This window comes from Sphingomonas aurantiaca, from assembly GCF_003050705.1.
GTDB lineage: Bacteria > Pseudomonadota > Alphaproteobacteria > Sphingomonadales > Sphingomonadaceae > Sphingomonas > Sphingomonas aurantiaca.
The window spans coordinates 130,889-148,246 of record NZ_QAOG01000006.1 but is presented as its reverse complement, the minus strand read 5'-3'; the positions used below and the strand labels follow the sequence as shown (position 1 = coordinate 148,246).

At 67.9% G+C, this 17,358-nt stretch carries 17 protein-coding genes; 8 read left to right on the top strand and 9 right to left on the bottom strand.

The window, feature by feature from the left end:
* Positions 1-13: 13 nt before the first annotated feature.
* A complete protein-coding gene (locus C8J26_RS16345) occupies positions 14-658 on the bottom strand; it encodes an HdaA/DnaA family protein (protein ID WP_107959407.1) in 645 nt (214 codons plus the stop codon).
* 11 nt (positions 659-669) lie between these two features.
* On the bottom strand, positions 670-1,980 hold the full coding sequence (locus tag C8J26_RS16340; protein WP_425275416.1) for a heavy-metal-associated domain-containing protein: 1,311 nt from the start codon (positions 1,978-1,980) through the stop codon (positions 670-672).
* Here C8J26_RS16340 and purM point away from each other — a divergent pair.
* Genes purM through C8J26_RS16320 form a run of 4 tightly spaced genes read left to right on the top strand, consistent with a single transcriptional unit; the run spans position 1,979 to position 4,623 of the window.
* Positions 1,979-3,094 (top strand): phosphoribosylformylglycinamidine cyclo-ligase, encoded by a 1,116-nt coding sequence (gene purM / locus C8J26_RS16335; protein ID WP_107959289.1) that lies wholly within the window; start codon positions 1,979-1,981, stop codon positions 3,092-3,094. The genes C8J26_RS16340 and purM overlap by 2 nt on opposite strands.
* Complete coding sequence (gene purN, locus C8J26_RS16330) at positions 3,087-3,659, top strand: phosphoribosylglycinamide formyltransferase (RefSeq protein ID WP_107959288.1); 573 nt, start codon at positions 3,087-3,089, stop codon at positions 3,657-3,659. The genes purM and purN overlap by 8 nt, the downstream gene beginning before the upstream one ends.
* Positions 3,656-4,021, top strand: coding sequence for an MmcQ/YjbR family DNA-binding protein (locus tag C8J26_RS16325; protein ID WP_107959287.1), 366 nt, complete (start codon positions 3,656-3,658; stop codon positions 4,019-4,021). The genes purN and C8J26_RS16325 overlap by 4 nt, the downstream gene beginning before the upstream one ends.
* Positions 4,018-4,623, top strand: a complete 606-nt coding sequence (locus C8J26_RS16320) for a hypothetical protein (protein WP_107959286.1) — start codon at positions 4,018-4,020, stop codon at positions 4,621-4,623. The genes C8J26_RS16325 and C8J26_RS16320 overlap by 4 nt, the downstream gene beginning before the upstream one ends.
* A 164-nt stretch (positions 4,624-4,787) precedes the next feature.
* On the opposite strand, the gene C8J26_RS16315 is transcribed toward C8J26_RS16320, so the two are convergent.
* The 4 genes from C8J26_RS16315 to C8J26_RS16300 all read right to left on the bottom strand — a co-directional run bounded on the left by C8J26_RS16315 (position 4,788) and on the right by C8J26_RS16300 (position 7,847).
* Positions 4,788-5,306: a GNAT family N-acetyltransferase gene (locus C8J26_RS16315; RefSeq protein WP_107959285.1), complete on the bottom strand. Its 519-nt coding sequence runs from the start codon at positions 5,304-5,306 to the stop codon at positions 4,788-4,790.
* Entirely contained in the window at positions 5,306-5,728 is a 423-nt protein-coding gene (gene ndk / locus C8J26_RS16310) for a nucleoside-diphosphate kinase (RefSeq protein WP_056058698.1), read from the bottom strand. The genes C8J26_RS16315 and ndk overlap by 1 nt, the downstream gene beginning before the upstream one ends.
* Positions 5,729-5,800: 72 nt before the next feature.
* Positions 5,801-6,238, bottom strand: a complete 438-nt coding sequence (locus C8J26_RS16305; protein WP_107959284.1) for a DNA polymerase III subunit chi — start codon at positions 6,236-6,238, stop codon at positions 5,801-5,803.
* Positions 6,239-6,371: 133 nt separating this feature from the next.
* Entirely contained in the window at positions 6,372-7,847 is a 1,476-nt protein-coding gene (locus tag C8J26_RS16300) for a leucyl aminopeptidase (RefSeq protein ID WP_107959283.1), read from the bottom strand.
* A gap of 141 nt (positions 7,848-7,988) precedes the next feature.
* Here C8J26_RS16300 and C8J26_RS16295 point away from each other — a divergent pair, with 141 nt between their 5' ends.
* The 4 genes from C8J26_RS16295 to rsmA all read left to right on the top strand — a co-directional run bounded on the left by C8J26_RS16295 (position 7,989) and on the right by rsmA (position 13,657).
* Positions 7,989-10,301: an LPS-assembly protein LptD gene (locus C8J26_RS16295; protein ID WP_234422646.1), complete on the top strand. Its 2,313-nt coding sequence runs from the start codon at positions 7,989-7,991 to the stop codon at positions 10,299-10,301.
* Between the two features lie 96 nt (positions 10,302-10,397).
* Entirely contained in the window at positions 10,398-11,816 is a 1,419-nt protein-coding gene (locus C8J26_RS16290) for a peptidylprolyl isomerase (protein WP_056414971.1), read from the top strand.
* Between the two features lie 7 nt (positions 11,817-11,823).
* Positions 11,824-12,831 carry a 4-hydroxythreonine-4-phosphate dehydrogenase PdxA gene (pdxA, locus tag C8J26_RS16285; protein ID WP_107959282.1) on the top strand — a complete coding sequence of 336 codons (1,008 nt, stop codon included), beginning with the start codon at positions 11,824-11,826 and terminating at the stop codon, positions 12,829-12,831.
* A 10-nt stretch (positions 12,832-12,841) separates the two neighbouring features.
* Positions 12,842-13,657, top strand: a complete 816-nt coding sequence (rsmA, locus tag C8J26_RS16280; RefSeq protein ID WP_107959281.1) for a 16S rRNA (adenine(1518)-N(6)/adenine(1519)-N(6))-dimethyltransferase RsmA — start codon at positions 12,842-12,844, stop codon at positions 13,655-13,657.
* 175 nt (positions 13,658-13,832) lie between these two features.
* Here rsmA and C8J26_RS16275 read toward each other — a convergent pair whose 3' ends face one another.
* The 3 genes from C8J26_RS16275 to guaB all read right to left on the bottom strand — a co-directional run bounded on the left by C8J26_RS16275 (position 13,833) and on the right by guaB (position 17,320).
* A complete protein-coding gene (locus tag C8J26_RS16275) occupies positions 13,833-14,333 on the bottom strand; it encodes a tetratricopeptide repeat protein (protein ID WP_208631428.1) in 501 nt (166 codons plus the stop codon).
* A 32-nt stretch (positions 14,334-14,365) separates the two neighbouring features.
* The gene (locus C8J26_RS16270; protein ID WP_107959279.1) at positions 14,366-15,553 is read right to left on the bottom strand and encodes an RsmB/NOP family class I SAM-dependent RNA methyltransferase; all 1,188 of its coding nucleotides are present in this window, start codon (positions 15,551-15,553) and stop codon (positions 14,366-14,368) included.
* 306 nt (positions 15,554-15,859) lie between these two features.
* A complete protein-coding gene (gene guaB, locus C8J26_RS16265; RefSeq protein ID WP_107959278.1) occupies positions 15,860-17,320 on the bottom strand; it encodes an IMP dehydrogenase in 1,461 nt (486 codons plus the stop codon).
* Positions 17,321-17,358: the final 38 nt, after the last annotated feature.

Here is a 17,358-nt window from a genome sequence, read left to right as displayed (position 1 = left end):
TCCTCTTGGGGTCTTATGGTGACGTAAAGAGCGGCAGATCCAGGGCAAGCTGTGGCCGCAGGATCAGCCCGGCCTCGGTGAGTGTCGTTCGTGCAAGAGGAATGGACAAGCGCTTGCGACGTTCCATCGCCTCCTGATCGAGCGCATCGACGGTTCGCGTTACGGTAATATGACTACGCTCAATTCGGGTGGCGAGCCAGTCGACCAGATCGGGCCGCGCATCGAGGCTCCGCCGCTCGAACAGATGCGCCAGCAACAGCCGCATGAGCTCGTCGTCGGGCGCACCGATCGCCGCGATCGGGCTGGCGGCGAGACGCGAGCGCAGATCAGGGAGCTTCACCTTCCATTCGGGCGGTGCCGCATCGGCGACGATGAGGAGCGGTCGGTGCTCCTCCTGCGCGCGGTTCCAGGCGTGGAACAGCTGAGTCTCGGGCACGCGCTCGGCATCGTCGATGATCGTGCCGCCGCTCTTCGCCGCGAAGATGCGCGCGAGTAGGCTGCGGCCCGATTTGCGCGGGCCGATGAGGATGGCGGTCATGACGGGCCAGGTCGCGGTATGTTCGAGCGTGTGGACGGCCCGCGAGTTGGAGGGGGTAACCAGGAAGGCGTCGTCGCGAGGGTCCGCCGGCCAACCGAGTGGCAGCGCGATTTGAGTCATCTTGGTCGCGCTCACCCTGTCGTCACGGTATCCGCGGGAAGATCCGGCGGAAGAAGTTGGGAAACCCGGCGGATCCGGATCGTCTGGCCGGAGCCGAAGACCTGATAGCCGCGCGCTTCGAGCGCGGTCTTCAGCGCCGCCGGATCGCCGTCATAGGCGACGCGCATCAACGAGACGCCACCGAGCGCGAGGCTGGTCGTCGCGGCCGAGCGGACGCCGGGGATCGCGCGGAGGGCTGCCTCGGTCGAGGACACCGCGGTTGCAGCCGGCGTGTCGAACTGGACGATAACCGAAATCCCCTCACCACCGGTCAAAGCCGCGGTATTGGCGTCTGCGGTCTCGTCGGAGGGCAGATCGTCGATCACCGCGGCTTCGGGCGGCGGCGGGGGCGACAGGCTGTAGTCGACGCGCAGCGACCCGTTGCGTCGCGCCTGCTGGTACAAATCGTCGATCCGCTTCACGCCGGTATCGAGCAGTTGCGCGATGCCATCCGACGTGCCGACCCGCAGCGTGAAGCTGCCGATGAGTTCGTTGTCGGGGCCGTGACGCGCTTCGAACACGCCGATCACCGGACCGCCGGGCCATTGGCGATAAAGCTTCACGACGGGCATCAGCACGTCGCTCGCGCCATATTGATCGAGGATCGTCCGCCACCAGCCGCGGCCTGGGCGCTGCGTCTGGCCGACGTTGAGCAGCAGTGCGTCGGGACCGGAGCCCGACGGGCGGACGTAATCGATGCTGCTGTTGCCGGTGCGATAGCGCGCCCAGGCCTGCTGCCACTGCGTGCTCTGCTCGAACGCCTGGCCGACGCCGCCCGACCACTGGATCGGGATGACCAGCATCGGCTGTGAACGATCGGCATAGGTCGAGATGCCCAGGATCGACCCGGCGCGGGTGCGATCGAACAACACGCCGAGTTTCGCGATATAGCGCTGTGGGCCGATCTGCTCATTCTCGACGACGATCCCGGACACGAGCGAATCGAGCGTGCCATCGGAGACGAGGCCACCGCCGCCGCCCAAGCGTTTCGACAATTGCACCCAGGCTTTTCGCTGGGCGAGCCGCCAACCGCCGTAGCGTGCGGCGTCGGCGGTCTTGCCGGCAACATCGACCGTGACGCCGCTCACCTCATAGGCGCTGCCGCTGTCGACCGGCGCGGCGCCGCGGCTGCCGCCCTCGATCTGCGCAAGCACGGCGCCACCGCTCAACAGGAGAGCGGCGCCAGCAAGCGCTGTGGGAAGGGCACGAATACGGATCACGCGGGCCTTTTGGCGAAGCAGACGTGGAAATCCAAGCGCGATGTGGCTAGCAGCACCGATCATGACCGATACGCCAGACTCCGCCACCCCCGCTTCGGGCCCTTACACCTACGCCCAGGCGGGCGTTTCGATCGCCGCGGGCAACGCGCTGGTGCGCGCGATCGCGCCGCTCGCGCGCTCGACGCGGCGGCCGGGGGCGGACGCCGATCTCGGCGGGTTCGGCGGCATGTTCGACCTGAAGGCGGCCGGGTTCGTCGATCCGCTGCTGGTGGCGGCGAACGATGGTGTCGGCACCAAGCTGAAGCTGGCGATCGAGTGGGACCGGCATGACGGCGTCGGCGTCGACCTGGTCGCGATGTGCGTCAACGACCTGATCGTGCAGGGTGCCGAGCCGCTGTTTTTCCTCGATTATTATGCGAGCGGCAAGCTCGATGCGGCGGTCGCCGAGCGCGTCGTCGCCTCGATCGCAGAGGGCTGCAAGACCGCCGGCTGCGCGCTGATCGGTGGCGAGACCGCCGAGATGCCGGGCATGTATGCGGACGGCGATTACGATCTTGCGGGGTTCTGCGTTGGTGCGGTCGAGCGGACCAACGTGCTGACCGGGCGTGAGATCGCAGCGGGCGACGTCATGCTTGGGCTTGCCTCGTCGGGGGTGCATTCGAACGGCTTCTCGCTGGTTCGCCGGCTGGCGACGGATCGCGGGTGGAAGCTCGATCGTCCGGCACTGTTCGACCAGGACCGGTTGCTGATCGATCATCTGATGGCGCCGACTCGCATCTACGTCGCGAGCCTGTTGCCGCTGCTGCGCGATCGGCGAATCAAGGGCCTCGCGCACATCACGGGCGGCGGCCTGCTCGAAAACATCCCGCGCGTGCTGCCCGAGGGCGTGCATGCCGTCGTCGACGCGGATGCGTGGGAGCAGTCGCGGCTGATGGCGTTCCTGCAGGCGCAGGGTGCGATCGAGCCAGAGGAAATGGCGCGTACGTTCAACTGCGGGATCGGCATGGTCGTGATCGTCAGCGCCGACGAGGCCGAGGCGGTGACCGCCGCGCTCGAAGCCGCGAACGAGACGGTGTTCACGATCGGCTCGATCGAGACCGGCGCGCATGGCTGCACCGTCCGCGGCTCGGCCGGCACGTGGAGCGCGCGCGCCGACTGGACCGCGACGCATGGCTGACAAGACACGCGTCGGCGTGCTCATCTCCGGGCGCGGATCGAACATGATCGCGCTCGTCGAAGCCTCGCGCGCGGCCGATTGCCCCTATGCGATCGCGCTGGTCGCCTCGGACAAGCCCGACGCGGCGGGGCTTGCCTGGGCACGGTCGCAGGATCTTGCGACGTTTGCGCTGTCGCCCAGGGGGCTCGGCAAACCTGCTTATGAGGCGGCGATCGATGCGGCGCTCCGCGAGGCGGGCGTCGAGGTAGTCGCGCTGGCGGGCTATATGCGGTTGCTGTCCGACGGGTTCGTCGCGGCGTGGCGGGACAAGATCGTCAACATCCATCCCTCGCTGCTGCCCAAGTACAAGGGGCTCGACACGCATGGTCGGGCGATCGCGGCGGGCGATGCGGTCGGCGGTTGCTCGGTGCATGTCGTGACCGAGGAACTCGATGGCGGAGTCGTGCTGGGCCAGGCGGAGGTCCCGATCCTTGCCGGCGACGATGCTGATACGCTTGCGGAGCGCGTGCTGGCGGCCGAACATGCATTGTACCCGAAGACCCTTGCGGAGTTCGTGACGCGATGACCGATCTGTCCCCCCTCGACCGCGTCCGCGCGGCCGCGCTCGCGCTGCCCGAGACCGAGGAAACCGTCTCGCACGGCCAGCCGACCTTCTTCGTAGCGGGCAAGCAGTTCGCGCAGTTTCGCGACGATCATCACGGCGACGGGCTGACTATGGTGTGCGTGAAGACCGGTGGCAGCGACGAACAGGCGATGCTGATCGAGGCGAACCCCGCCGTCTATTCGCGCCCCGCCTATCTCGGCGCATCCGGTTGGGTCGGCATGACGCTCACCGGCGATCCCGACTGGGCGCTGGTCGAGGACCGGATCGCGCGCAGCTGGGAACTCGCCGGCCCTGCCCGCCTGCTGGAGGCCGGCGGACGATGAGCAGCGAAACCCCGACAGAACGCCGCGAGGCCGCCGCGACGCGCCGCCGCTGGGTGACGCTGGCCGAGGTTGTGGCGGTGGCGGGTGTCTTGATCGCCGCACTGACGCTGTGGACGAACTGGTCCGAACATCGCGCCGACGAGGCCGACAAGATCGCGGCACAGTCGAGCGCGGCGCGCGAACGTTCGCGGATCGAGCTGTCGGCGATCGTGCAGGATGGCGGCGACACGCTGCTGCTCAAGGATGCGCGGCACGATCTTCAGGATGTGACGATCACTTTCCCGCGTGCGCTCGGCGTCTCGCCGCAGCGGCCGCCGGCTGAGCCGGTGATCGAGGGGGCGTGGTTTTCTGCACCGTTGCTGACGCTGACGGATGGCGGTTCGGACGATCGTGCGGGGCGTCTGCCGGTGCTGGTCAGCGTGCAGTATTTCGATGGTGACACGACTCGGTCGGCGAGCGGGATCTACGACGTGATCTGGAAGACCGAGGGTCGGATGCTGCGTGGCCGCGCGCTGAAGCTCGAAGGCTTGCGCGTTCGCCAGCGTGGGGGCGACCAGGCGAAGCTTGATGCGATCTGGGCGCGGGAGAAGCCGGCGGCATAGTCGCTGCCTCTCCTCCCAGGCGCACCTCCCCGGCGAAGGCCGGGGTCCAGTTGGGAAACGTCGCTAACGGAGTACGTCGCGCCGTTACTACGGCCTTGCCAACTGGGCCCCGGCCTTCGCCGGGGTGGTGCCATGTTGGGCGGGTTGCGTGCCGTCTGACCGGCTCAGACGGATCGCGCGTAGACCGGGTCTTCGTGGAGCGTGGTGCCAACCATGAACTGGCGCGCGCCGATCACCGCGAACTCGTGCCGCTCGTAAAAGGCGCGAGCGCGCCCGTTGCCTTCCCACACGCCCAGCAGGACGCGGTTGCGCCTGGCGGCAGCGGCGTCCTCCAGCGCCTGGGTCATCAACGCGGCGCCGAGGCCGGTGCCGTGCGCCTGCTTCAACAGGTAGATGCGGCGGAGTTCGATATCGGCGGGGCCGATCGGGATCGGAAAGTCCGGCGCGGTCAGCACGGTGTAGCCGATCGGCGCATGGCCGGGCTCCTGCTCCGCGATGGTGACGATCGTCGCGGGATCATCGAGCCACGCTGCGAACGTGGCGATGCTGTTCTTCGTCGTGCAGTGGGCGACGATATCTGCCCCGGTCAGCACGGACGCATAGGTATCGAGAAACGTGGCGGATGCGACGAGCGACAGCGCGGGCGCATCGCCCGGCCCCGCCCGCCGCATCCGCCAGGTCATCAGCCGACGATCTCTTCGGGCTTGAAGAAGTACGCGATCTCGATTTCGGCATTCTCGTCCGAATCCGACCCATGTACCGAATTGGCTTCGATCGACTCGGCGAGTTCCTTGCGGATCGTGCCGGCGTCTGCGTTGGCGGGGTTGGTGGCGCCCATGATGTCGCGGTTACGCTGCATCGCGTTCTCGCCTTCGAGAACCTGGACGACGACGGGGCCCGAGATCATGAACGAGACGAGCTCGCCGAAGAACGGACGCTCCTTGTGGACTGCGTAGAAGCCCTCGGCCTGCTCGCGGGTCATCTGGATGCGCTTCGAAGCGACGACGCGCAGGCCAGCTTCCTCGAGCATCTTGGTGACCGCACCGGTCAGGTTGCGGCGGGTTGCGTCGGGCTTGATGATCGAAAAGGTACGGTTCGCGGCCATGATGGTCACGGGCTCCTGTGTTGACGGTAATAGGATGCGCGGCGCTTAGGCGCGGATCGGTCCTAAAGCAACCTATGCGGCCTGTTCCCACTTCCCGGACTCGGTCTGCTTCCAGTAGCGGCGTTCGACTCCCTCGCGGTCGGCAAGGGCTTTCCAGGCGAGGCGGGCCTCGCGGATCGCCTCGTCGTCGAAGAAGTGGAACGCGCGGTCGAACCCGAGCGCGTCGTCGCGCCACTGCCCGTCGACGATCGCGACGTTGCGCGCGGCGTTGGCGGGCGTGATGTCGGCGGCGATGAGGATCGGCTGGACGGAGTCGTCGCCAGCACCCGCCTGCGCATGCGGGAGGAAGCTTTCGGGCGCGTAGGACCAGAGCAGCCGGTCGAGCAGGGTGCGCTGCGCCTCGGGTTCGGCGACGATCAGCAGGCGTCCGCCGGTCGAAACGACGCGCTCGGCAATCCGCGGGAGAACGCGATCGAGCGGGCTGGTGAGGTGGTAGAAATCGACCTGCATACTTCCCACTGGTTTTGCGGTTCTCCGTCATCCTGACGAAAGTCAGGATCCAGAGCCACGGGGCGCATCGCTTGCTACTCTGGATCCTGACTTTCGTCAGGATGACGGGGGAATTGAGTCCCCCGTCCTAGCCTCAGCCCTCGAAATTATCCGCGACGAACTGGTCGAGCAAACGCACGCCGTAACCGGTCGCACCCTTGTCGTGGTTCGTGCCCGGCTTATCCGACCAGACCATCCCGGCGATGTCCAGATGCGCCCACTTCACGCCCTCGTCGACGAAGCGCTTGATGAACTGCGCCGCAGTGATCGAGCCGGCACCGCGCGGCCCGACGTTCTTCATGTCGGCGATCGGCGAGTCGATCAGCTTGTCATAGGCTGGCGACAGCGGGAAACGCCACAGCGTGTCGCCCGTGGCCTTGCCCGCCGCGATCAACTGGTCGGCGAGCGCATCGTCATTGGCAAATATGCCGCCATTCTCGGTGCCAAGCGCAACGATCATCGCGCCGGTCAGGGTGGCGAGATCGACGATCGTCGTCGGCTTGTGCGCTTGCTGGACCCAGGTGACGCAATCGCACAACACCAGCCGCCCCTCGGCGTCGGTATTGAGCACCTCGATCGTCTGTCCCGACATCGACGTGATGACGTCGCTCGGACGAAGCGCGGCACCGTCGGGCATATTCTCGACCAGGCCCATCACGCCGACCACGTTCGCCTTGGCCTTGCGCGAGGCAATCGCCTTCATCGCGCCCGCGACCGCGCCGGCGCCGCCCATGTCCCACTTCATGTCTTCCATGCCCGCGCCGGGCTTGATCGAGATGCCGCCCGAATCGAACGTCACGCCCTTGCCGACGAATGCGAGCGTCGGCGCATCGGCCCCTGCCCCGTTCCACTTGAGCGCGAGGATGCGCGCCTCGCGCCGCGAACCCTGGCTGACGCCGAGCAGCGAGCCCATGCCGAGCTCGGTCATCTGCGCCTCGTCGAGCACGGTGATCTCGAGCCCGAGACCCTCGACCTCCTTCGTCACCTTCTCGACGAAGCTTTCGGGATAGACGACGTTCGGCGGCGACGTGACCAGCCAGCGCGTCAGGTCCAGCCCGCCGGTAACCGCGGCCTGCTCGGCCCAGGCGGCACCGGTGCCCTCGGGTGCGCCTGCGATGGTGATCTCGGTCAACGTCGGCTTCGACTTGTCCGCAAGCTTCGTGCGGTACGTATCGTACCGCCACGCGCGCTGCGCGGCCGCGGCAGCGAGGCGCGCGGCGACTTCGGCGGTCGGCTTAGCGCCGGCAGACAGGTCCACCGTGACGGCGGTCGCGCCCGAGGTCAGCAGGCGTGCGGTGATCGCACCCCCGGCCTTCTCCCAGTCGGCATTCTCTCCCGTGCCGACGCCGACCAGCAGCACCTGGCGGACTGCGCCCTCGACGGGCACGAACAGCTCGACGACCGAGCCCGCCTCGCCGGCGAAGCGCGCCGCGCCGGCCGCCCTCGTCGCGATCGCCTCGACGTCGCCACCGATCGCAGTCCACGTCACCTGCGACACGCCGTCCTTCGCGACCAGTATGGCGAGGATCGGTGCATTGGCGGGGACGGTGGAGGCGAAGACGATCTGCATGAAGAACCCTCGGGAAGCGTTTGAACGGATACAGCCCTTAAGTTGATGACGCAGGGCCGGCAAAGCAAGGTGGCCCCGGTACACGGTCGGTCAACGCACGGAGATTGCAGCGAAGCCCCGGTGATGCGATAGGCGGCCACTATGGCGGCAAACGGCCGCTCGATGCCAAAGGGGTTGGTTCGGATCGTGTTGCGTATCGACCTTTTGACGGGTTGCGCCTTTTCGCTCGCGCTGGCGACCGGACTGGCTGCGACCCCCGCTCAGGCCCAGGATTTCCAGAACCGTCCGGTCGCGCCACCGGTACCCGACGCGCCCGTCGCCAACGCGCCGACCGCGGCTCCTGCCGAGGATCAGGTGCAGTTCAGCGCCAATGGCCTCGAATACGACACCAATACCGAGGTCGTGACCGCCACCGGCGAAGTCCGGATGTTCCGCGAAGGCGATCGCCTGCGCGCCGACAAGGTCGTGTGGAATCGCAAGACCGGCAAGGTGCTCGCGACCGGCAACATCGCGGTCACGAACCCGCAGGGCGACATCGCCTATGGCGACGAGATCAACCTGACCGATTCGTTGAAGGACGGCGTGGTCGACAACATGCTCGTCGTGCTCGAGCAGGGCGGCCGGCTGGCGGCCAAGCAGGGCACGCGTGAGGCCGACGGCACGGTGAACCTCAAGAGCGCGGCCTACACCCCGTGCGGCGTCACGAATTCGGCGGGCTGCCCCAAGGAGCCGACGTGGAAGATCACCGCGGTTCGCGTCACCTACCGCCCCGAACGCAAGCGCATCTATTATTCGGGCGCGCGGCTGCACCTCTTCGGGCTGCCCAGCCTGCCGCTGCCCAAATTCTCCAATCCCGTCGGCGGCGGCAGCGACAGCGGCCTGCTCTCGCCGAACGGTGGCTATAGCCGCGTCAACGGCCTCGAAGTCAGCGTCCCCTATTACTGGAAGCTCGCCCCCAACCAGGGGCTGGTCATCACGCCGCACATCTACAGCAGCGTGTTGCCGATGGCGCAGGTCGATTATTCCGCGCTCAACTCGAAGGGCGCGTTCAGCGTCCGTGCCTATGCCACCGAAAGCCGCCGCAGCGACGACCTGACCACCGCGGTCTCGACCGATACGAGCATGGCGTTCCGCGGCTATATCGACGGGATGGCGCGCTATCAATTGTCGCCCAACTGGAGCGCGAGCGGTTCGCTCCGCCTGACGACCGACCGCACCTTCCTGCGCCGCTACGACATCTCGCGCGACGACCGGCTGCGCACAACCGCCAGCCTGGAGCGGATCGACGACACCAGCTATCTGTCGATCAGCGGCTGGTACGCGCAGACCTTGCGCGTCAACGACAGCCAGGGTCAGCAGCCGATCGCGCTGCCCGAGATCGACTACCGCAAGCGGTTCGACGACGGCCTCGTCGGCGGCCGGTTCCAGCTTCAGCTCAACACGCTCGCGCTCACCCGGACCGACGGGCAGGATACGCAGCGCGCGTTCGCCAGCCTGCAATGGGACCTGCGCCGCTTCACCAACTGGGGCCAGGAAGTCACCTTCACCGCATTCGCGCGCGGCGACCTGTACAACACCAACGATACGCTCGCGACGACGAACATCAGCTATCGCGGGCTCGAAGGCTTCCACCAGCGCGTCATCGGTGCAGCCGCGGTCGACGTGAAATGGCCGTTCATCGGCACGTTCCTCGGCGGCACGCAGCGTTTCACGCCGCGCGTCCAGTTCGTCGCAGCGCCGAAGGTCGCCAACCTCTCGCTGCCCAACGAGGATTCACGCGCGGTCGATCTCGACGACACCAACCTGTTCTCGCTCAACCGCTTCGCCGGCTATGACCGGTTCGAGGATTCGTCGCGCGTCACCTATGGCGGCGAATGGGCGCTCGACCTGCCGGGCATCGCCTTCACGACCAATGTCGGCCAGAGCTACCGTGTCGACAAGCGGCCGACGATCCTGCCCGACGGCACCGGCCTCAGCGACCGGTTCTCCGACATCGTCGGCCGCAGCGAACTGCGCTTCCGCGACTTCGTCTCGATCGTCCACCGGTACCGGCTCGACAAGGATGGCTTCGCGATCCGCCGCAACGAACTCGACGCGACGATCGGCTCGCGCGCGACCTATGTGCTGGTCGGCTATCTCAAGTTGAACCGCAACATCGACGCGTCGATCGAGGATCTGCGCGACCGCGAGGAGGTCCGCCTCGCGGGCCGCGTACAGTTTGCGCGATTCTGGTCGGCGTTCGGCTCGGGCGTGGTCGATCTGACCAATACGGCAGAGGATCCGCTCTCGCGCAGCGACGGCTTCACGCCGATCCGCCACCGGCTGGGCATCCAGTATGAGGATGATTGCCTGCGGCTCGGCGGAACATGGCGGCGCACCTACAACGACACCGGCGACGCGCGGAAGGGCAACAGCTTCCTGTTGACGCTGGCCTTCACCAATCTCGGCCGCTAAGCCCGCGTTCAGCTACTCTGGGGCAACCCACGCGGGATAGGTGCGGTCGCAGCAACGACGGCACCGATCTGGCGTGTGATGATGGGATACCGACACTTGAAGCATGATGTTCGACTGGCGGCGCGTGGCGGCCGTGTGATCGGGGCGGTTGTTCTGGCCGCGCTGACGGCAAGTGCAATCGCCCAGTCCGCCCCCCCGCCGCAGAGCCCCGCCCCGCAAGGCGGTCAGGCCGGAGGCGGGCAGACCGTCCAGGATCAGAGCCTGCCTGACAATACGGGCCTCGATATCCCGACCAATCTCCAGATCTTTGGCAAGCTCGATCCTAACGTCCGCAAGCCGACCGCGATCGTCAACGATACGGTGATCACGGGCACCGACGTCGACCAGCGCGTGGCGCTGGTGGCGATGGCGAACGAGGCCAAGCTGTCGGCCGAGGACCGCGAGCGGCTCAAGCTGCAGGTGCTGCGCCAGCTAATCGACGAGACGCTGCAGATCCAGGAGGCCAAGACCGCCGACATCACGATCACGCCCGCCGAGCTCACGCAGAGCTACGACGCCGTGTCGAAGCGCTTCAACCGCACGCCCGTCGCGATGCGCACCTATCTGCGCGAGTCGGGCTCGTCCGAGCGGTCGCTCAAGCGCCAGATCGAGGGCGAACTCGCCTGGCAGCGCTATCTGCGTCGCCGCGTCGAGCCGTTCGTCAATGTCGGCGACGAGGAGGTCAAGTCGATCATCGACCGTCTCCAGGCAGCCAAGGGCACCGACGAGTTCAACCTCAAGGAAATCTACCTCGCGGCGACGCCGGCGAACAGCCAGCAGGTCTATACCAACGCCAAGCAGATCCTGCAGGAGATCCAGAAGGGCGCGCAGCCGTTCGAATATTATGCGCGCCAGTTTTCCGAAGCGTCGACGCGCGCCGTCGGCGGCGATCTAGGCTGGATCCGCGCCGCCACGCTGCCGGGCCCGCTGTCCGAGGCTGCCACGACGATGCAGGTCGGCCAGGTCGCCGGCCCGATCGAGGTCGCGGGTGGCTATTCGATCCTGTATCTTACCGACAAGCGCCAGGTGCTCACCGCGGATCCGCGCGACGCCAAGCTCAGCCTCAAGCAGCTGACGCTCCGCTTCCCGCCGAACACCAATCAGGCGCAGGCCTCGGCACGCGCCCAGGCGTTCGCCAAGGCCACGCAGGAGCTCCGCGGCTGCGGTACGGTCGAGAAGGTCGCGGCCGGGATCGGCGCGGACGTGGTCGACAACGACACGGTTCGGATCCGCGATCTGCCGCCGCAGCTCCAGGAAGTCATGCTGAAGCTCCAGGTCGGCGAATCCAGCCCGCCGTTCGGCTCCGCCGAGCAGGGCGTCCGTGCGCTGGTGCTGTGCGGTCGCGACGAAGCCGCTGGCGGCTCGCTCCCGAATTCGGAGCAGATCCAGGGTCAACTTGAACAGCAGCGCGTCAACCTGCGCGCCCAGCAGAAGCTGCGCGATCTGCGGCGCGACGCCGTCGTCGAATATCGGTGATCCGATCATGACGCGCGCACAGCCGCTGGCGGTATCGATGGGCGACCCTGCGGGGATCGGGCCCGAGATCATCGCCAAGGCGTGGGATGCGCGCGTCACGCATCGCCTGCCGCCGTTCGTCGCGATCGGCGATGCCCGCGCGATCGAACGCGTCTGGCAGGGACCGATCGCGCGTATCGCGGACATGAGCGCGGCGGCCGGTGCGTTCGCCACCGCGTTGCCGGTGCTGACGGTCGGCGATGCCGGGGCGATCGTCCCCGGGTCGCCCGACCCGGATGGCGCGCGCTGCGCGCTGCACGCGCTGGAACTGGCGGTCGGCCTGGTCCGCACCGGTGCCGCACGCGCGCTCGTGACCGGCCCCGTCTCGAAGTCGCAGCTGTACGCGATCGGCTTCACCCACCCCGGCCAGACCGAGTTCGTCGCCGAACGTTACGGCGTCGCCGGCGACAATGCGGTGATGATGCTTGCCGGGCCGTCGTTGAAGGTCGTGCCGATCACGACGCACGTGCCGTTGAAAGACGTCTCCGCGCTGCTGACGGTCGATCTGATCGTCGCCAAGGCCCGCGCGACCGCGCGGGGGCTGCTGCGGAACTTCGGGATCGAAAAGCCGCGGCTCGCCTTTGCGGGGTTCAACCCGCATGCGGGCGAGCAAGGCGCGCTCGGCCGCGAGGAGATCGACATCATCGCGCCCGCAATCGCGATCCTGCGCGACGAGGGTATCGACGCGACCGGTCCGTTCGCGGCCGACACGATGTTCCACCCGCGCGCGCGCGCCACCTATGACGTCGTCATGTGCTGCTATCACGACCAGGCGCTGGTGCCACTCAAGACGATCCATTTCGACGAGGGCGTCAACATGACGCTCGGGCTGCCGATCGTGCGGACCTCGCCCGATCACGGCACCGCATTCGCGATCGCGGGCAAGAACCTTGCCGAACCCGGCGCGATGATCGCCGCGATCGCGATGGCGGGCGAGGCGGCCGACCGGCGTGCGCTGGCCGCCGCCCAGGCGTGACAGGACAAGCATGACGGACCTTCCCCCGCTGCGCGAGGTTATCGCGCGCTATGGCCTGAACGCGAGCAAGGCGCTCGGGCAGAACTTTCTCTTCGACGGGCAGCTGCTCAAGCGCATCGCGGCGGTACCGGGCGATCTCAAGGATGCCGAAGTGCTCGAAGTGGGCCCCGGCCCCGGTGGGCTGACCCGCGCGCTGCTCGCCGCCGGCGCGCGCGTCACCGCGATCGAGCGCGACCGTCGCTGCATCCCTGCGCTCGCCGAACTGGGCGAGGCCTATCCGGGACAGCTGCGTGTCATCGAGGGCGACGCGATGGAGATCGACGCCCGCACGCTGTTCGAAGGCAAGCCGCACATCGTGTCGAACCTGCCGTATAATATCGGCACGGCGTTGCTGGTCGGCTGGCTGTCGACGTCGTGGCTGCCCTGGTGGCAGTCGTGCACGCTGATGTTCCAGAAGGAAGTCGCCGAGCGGATCGTCGCCAAGACCAACGACGATCATTTTGGCCGGCTGGCGGTCCTCGCGCAGTGGCGTTCCACCGCGCGGATCGCGATGCCCGTGCACCGCTCCGCGTTCACGCCGCCGCCCAAGGTGATGTCGGCGGTCGTCCACCTGACGCCGGTCGAGGCGCCCGAGGGGGTGAACTTCGCGGTGCTGGAGCGCTTGACGGGTGCGGCGTTCGGCCAGCGGCGCAAGATGCTGCGACAGAGCCTGAAGGGCGTGCCGGGCGCCCTCGACGCGCTGGAGCGGATCGGCGTCGAGGCGACGCGCCGCGCGGAGACGCTGTCGGTGGCGGATTTCACGGCGCTGGCAAAGGCAGTCGGTTGAACCGCTACGTCCTAACCGGGACCCGGATCTAAAACTTTAGAGCGGGCCACCCCGGCGAAGGCCGGGGCCCAGTTGGCAAGGTCGCCGTAATCTGGCCCCGACCACAGCTAGCTCCGTCCCCCAATTGGACCCCGGCCTTCGCCGGGGCGGTAGAATGGAAACGGGGTTTCGAACCTCAGTCCTTGGCCGCCACCGGCGTCTTCTCGACCTGCGCCGTCGTGACCGGCGGCCCCTTCGCGATCACCGCCGCCAGCTGAGTCGCCTCAGGACACGCACCCTTGCACAGCGTCCGAATCTTGACGAGATTGTCCTTCGCACGGACGACCGCCCCCTTGGCCACGAGCGCCTCGCCCTGCCCCTTCAACGCCGCGACGTCGTTGGGCTCGAGCAGCAGCGCCTCGCGGTACAGCCGGATCGCCTTGCCGGGCAGGTCGCGCGACTCCGCCACCTGCGCGAGCAGCAGGAACGCACCCCGATTGCGCGGATCGACCGCGACCGAGGTCTCCAGCGCGTCGGTCGCGCCATCGAGATTGCCCGCCGCGACCAGCGACCGCCCCTGCGCCAAAAGCTGCATCGAGCGCGCGTCGATCTGGCTGTCGGGGCGCTGCCCACTGAGCGAGGTCGATACGCACACGACGGTCAGCGCGGCGGCAATGGCAACGGACGAAAAACGCATGATCGTCTCCAGGCGGGTCATTAGTCGGCTGGCTAGCACGCAGCCCGAAGGCGCGCGACAAAAAAGCCGTCGGTGCCGTCGCGACCTGGCTCCAGGCGTACGCCGTGGCCGTGCTTGGCGCCCGCGGGCAGCGACAAGGCCTCGATGGTCCAGCCGGGATGCGCGTTCAGGAACCAGCTGACCTGATCGGTCCCCTCGGCGTCGAGCAGCGAGCAGACGATATAGACGAGCGCACCGCCGGGCTTGACCAAAGTCGCCGCGACCGACAGCACCTGTTGCTGCGTCGATTGCAGGCGCGAGACACGGTCGGGGGTGAGACGCCACCGCGCCTCGGGATTGCGCCGCCACGTACCCGTGCCCGAGCAGGGCGCATCGACCAGCACGCCATCGGCGCGTCCCGCCCATTCGCTCAGCGCCTCGATCTCGCGAGTCGGGTTGAGCAGGCGGCTCTCGACGATCGTCGCGCCGGCGCGTGTCGCGCGCGGCGCGAGACGCGACAGTCGGTTGCGATCGGTGTCGCAGGCCAGGATCACGCCCTGGTTCTCCATCGTCGCGGCAAGCGCCAGCGTCTTGCCGCCCGCGCCCGCGCAGAGATCGACGATCCGCTCGCCGGGCTTGGCCTGCATCGCGAGGCCGACGATCTGGCTCCCCTCGTCCTGCACTTCCAGTGCGCCCTCGTTGAAGAGCGGCAGCGCCTCGACGTTGGTGCCGGTCGGCAGCCGGATCCCGTCGGGCGCATGCGGCGTCGCCTCGGCCTCAGGCAGCGTGGCGAGCACGGTCGCGCGGTCGGAGGTCAGCGTGTTGACGCGCAAATCGAGCGTCGCCCGGCCCGCGAGATCGGTCAGCGCCGCCCCGTCGAGCCCCGATGCGCGCAACGCTTTGCTCAGCCACTGCGGCGCGACACCGGCACGCGCGCGCGGCTCGTCCTTGCCGATCGGAGCCGGCGCATGCGTCGATCCGTCGAAGGTCGCGGCGACGTCGGCGTCGGCATCGGCAACGAGCAACATCGCGGCACGGCCGGTCTCAGGCCGGTCACCCGCCTTCCGGATCGCGGCGTAGACGAGCTCGCGCACGGCGCGGCGGTCCTTCGATCCGGCATAACGCCGCGTCTGGAAATAGCGCGCGATCAACGTATCAGCGGCAGCGCCGGACTCGCGCGCAGCGGCGATGATCTGATCGAGCAGCTCGATCGCGGCCTGCGTGCGGGCGGGAGGAGTCACTTGCGGCCTCCCGCGGTTGGGGAGGTTTCGGGAAAGGCGTGGTACGGGGAATGCGTCATCATGCCCTCCCCTAGCCTCTCCAGCGCACAGGCGGGGAATAATTTCGGGGGAAGGCCGGGATCGCGATGCTTCCCCCCTGCCCCGTCATCCCGGCGGACGCCGGGACCCATGGTTGCGATCCGGGTGATGATTGAACGCTATCGCCGGGTCCGACGTGCCCATGGGTCCCGGCGTTCGCCGGGATGACGGAGGGGGCGTGCCAGAAGGACGGAGGGAGAGTGGGTCCGTCCCGCCTGCCCCCTGGCGTCACCCCCGCGTCGGGTAGTTCGGCGCTTCCCGCGTGATCGTCACGTCATGGACATGGCTCTCCATCAGCCCCGCGCCGGTGATCTGCACGAACTCCGCCCGCTTCTGAAGATCCGGGATCGTCGCCGAGCCGGTATAGCCCATCGCCGCCTTGATCCCGCCGACGAGCTGATGAATCACGTCCTTCGCCGGGCCCTTATACGCGACCTGCCCCTCGATACCCTCGGGCACGAGCTTCAGCTGATCCTTGATGTCGCCCTGGAAATAACGATCCGCCGAGCCGCGGCCCATCGCGCCGACCGAGCCCATGCCGCGATACGACTTGTACGCACGCCCCTGGTACAGGAACGTCTCGCCCGGCGCCTCGTCGGTACCGGCGAGCAGCGAGCCGATCATCACGGTCGACGCGCCGGCGGCGAGCGCCTTGGCCATGTCGCCCGAGGTGCGGATGCCGCCGTCGGCGATCACGGGTACGCCCGCCTTGTGGCCGGCCTCCGCGCAATCCATCACCGCGGTCAGCTGCGGCACGCCGACGCCGGCAACGACGCGGGTCGTGCAGATCGAGCCCGGCCCGATGCCGACCTTGATCCCGTCGGCGCCCGCACCGATCAATGCGCGGGTCGCCTCGCCGGTGGCGACGTTGCCTGCGACGACCTGCACCGAGTTCGACAGCTTCTTCACGCGCTCGACCGCGCGGCCGACGTCGCGGTTGTGGCCGTGCGCGGTGTCGATCACGATCAGGTCGCAGCCGGCATCGACCAGTTGTTCGGTCCGGTCGAAACCCTTGTCGCCGACCGTGGTCGCCGCCGCCACGCGCAGGCGGCCAGCCTCGTCCTTGGTCGCATCAGGGAACATCACCGCCTTCTCGATGTCCTTGACGGTGATCAGCCCGACGCAGCGATACTGCGCGTCGACCACGAGCAGCTTCTCGATGCGTCGCGCGTGGAGCAGGCGGCGCGCCTCTTCCTTGCCGACCTCGGTCGAGACGGTGGCGAGGTTCTCGTGCGTCATCAGCTCGCTGACCGGCTGCTGCGGGTTGCCGGCGAACCGCACGTCGCGGTTGGTCAGGATGCCGACGAGCTTGCCGTCGGCTTCCACGACGGGGATGCCGCTGATCCGGTGCCCCGACATCAGCGCCTGCGCCTCGCCGAGAGTCGCGGTCGGCTTGATCGTGATGGGGTTGACCACCATCCCCGATTCGAAGCGCTTGACCTGGCGCACCGCGACCACCTGCTCCTCGATCGTGAGGTTGCGGTGGAGCACGCCGATGCCGCCGAGCTGCGCCATGACGATCGCCATGTCGGCTTCGGTGACGGTGTCCATCGCCGAGGAGAGGATCGGGATGTTGAGCGCGATGCCGCGCGTCACCTGCGTCCGGGTATCGGCCTGGCTTGGCAGCACGTCCGATTCCCCTGGATACAGGAGGACGTCGTCGAAGGTGAGGCCGAGGCGGATATCCATGAGAGCTGCCGTTCCTGGGTGTGGGGTGGCGCGCCATG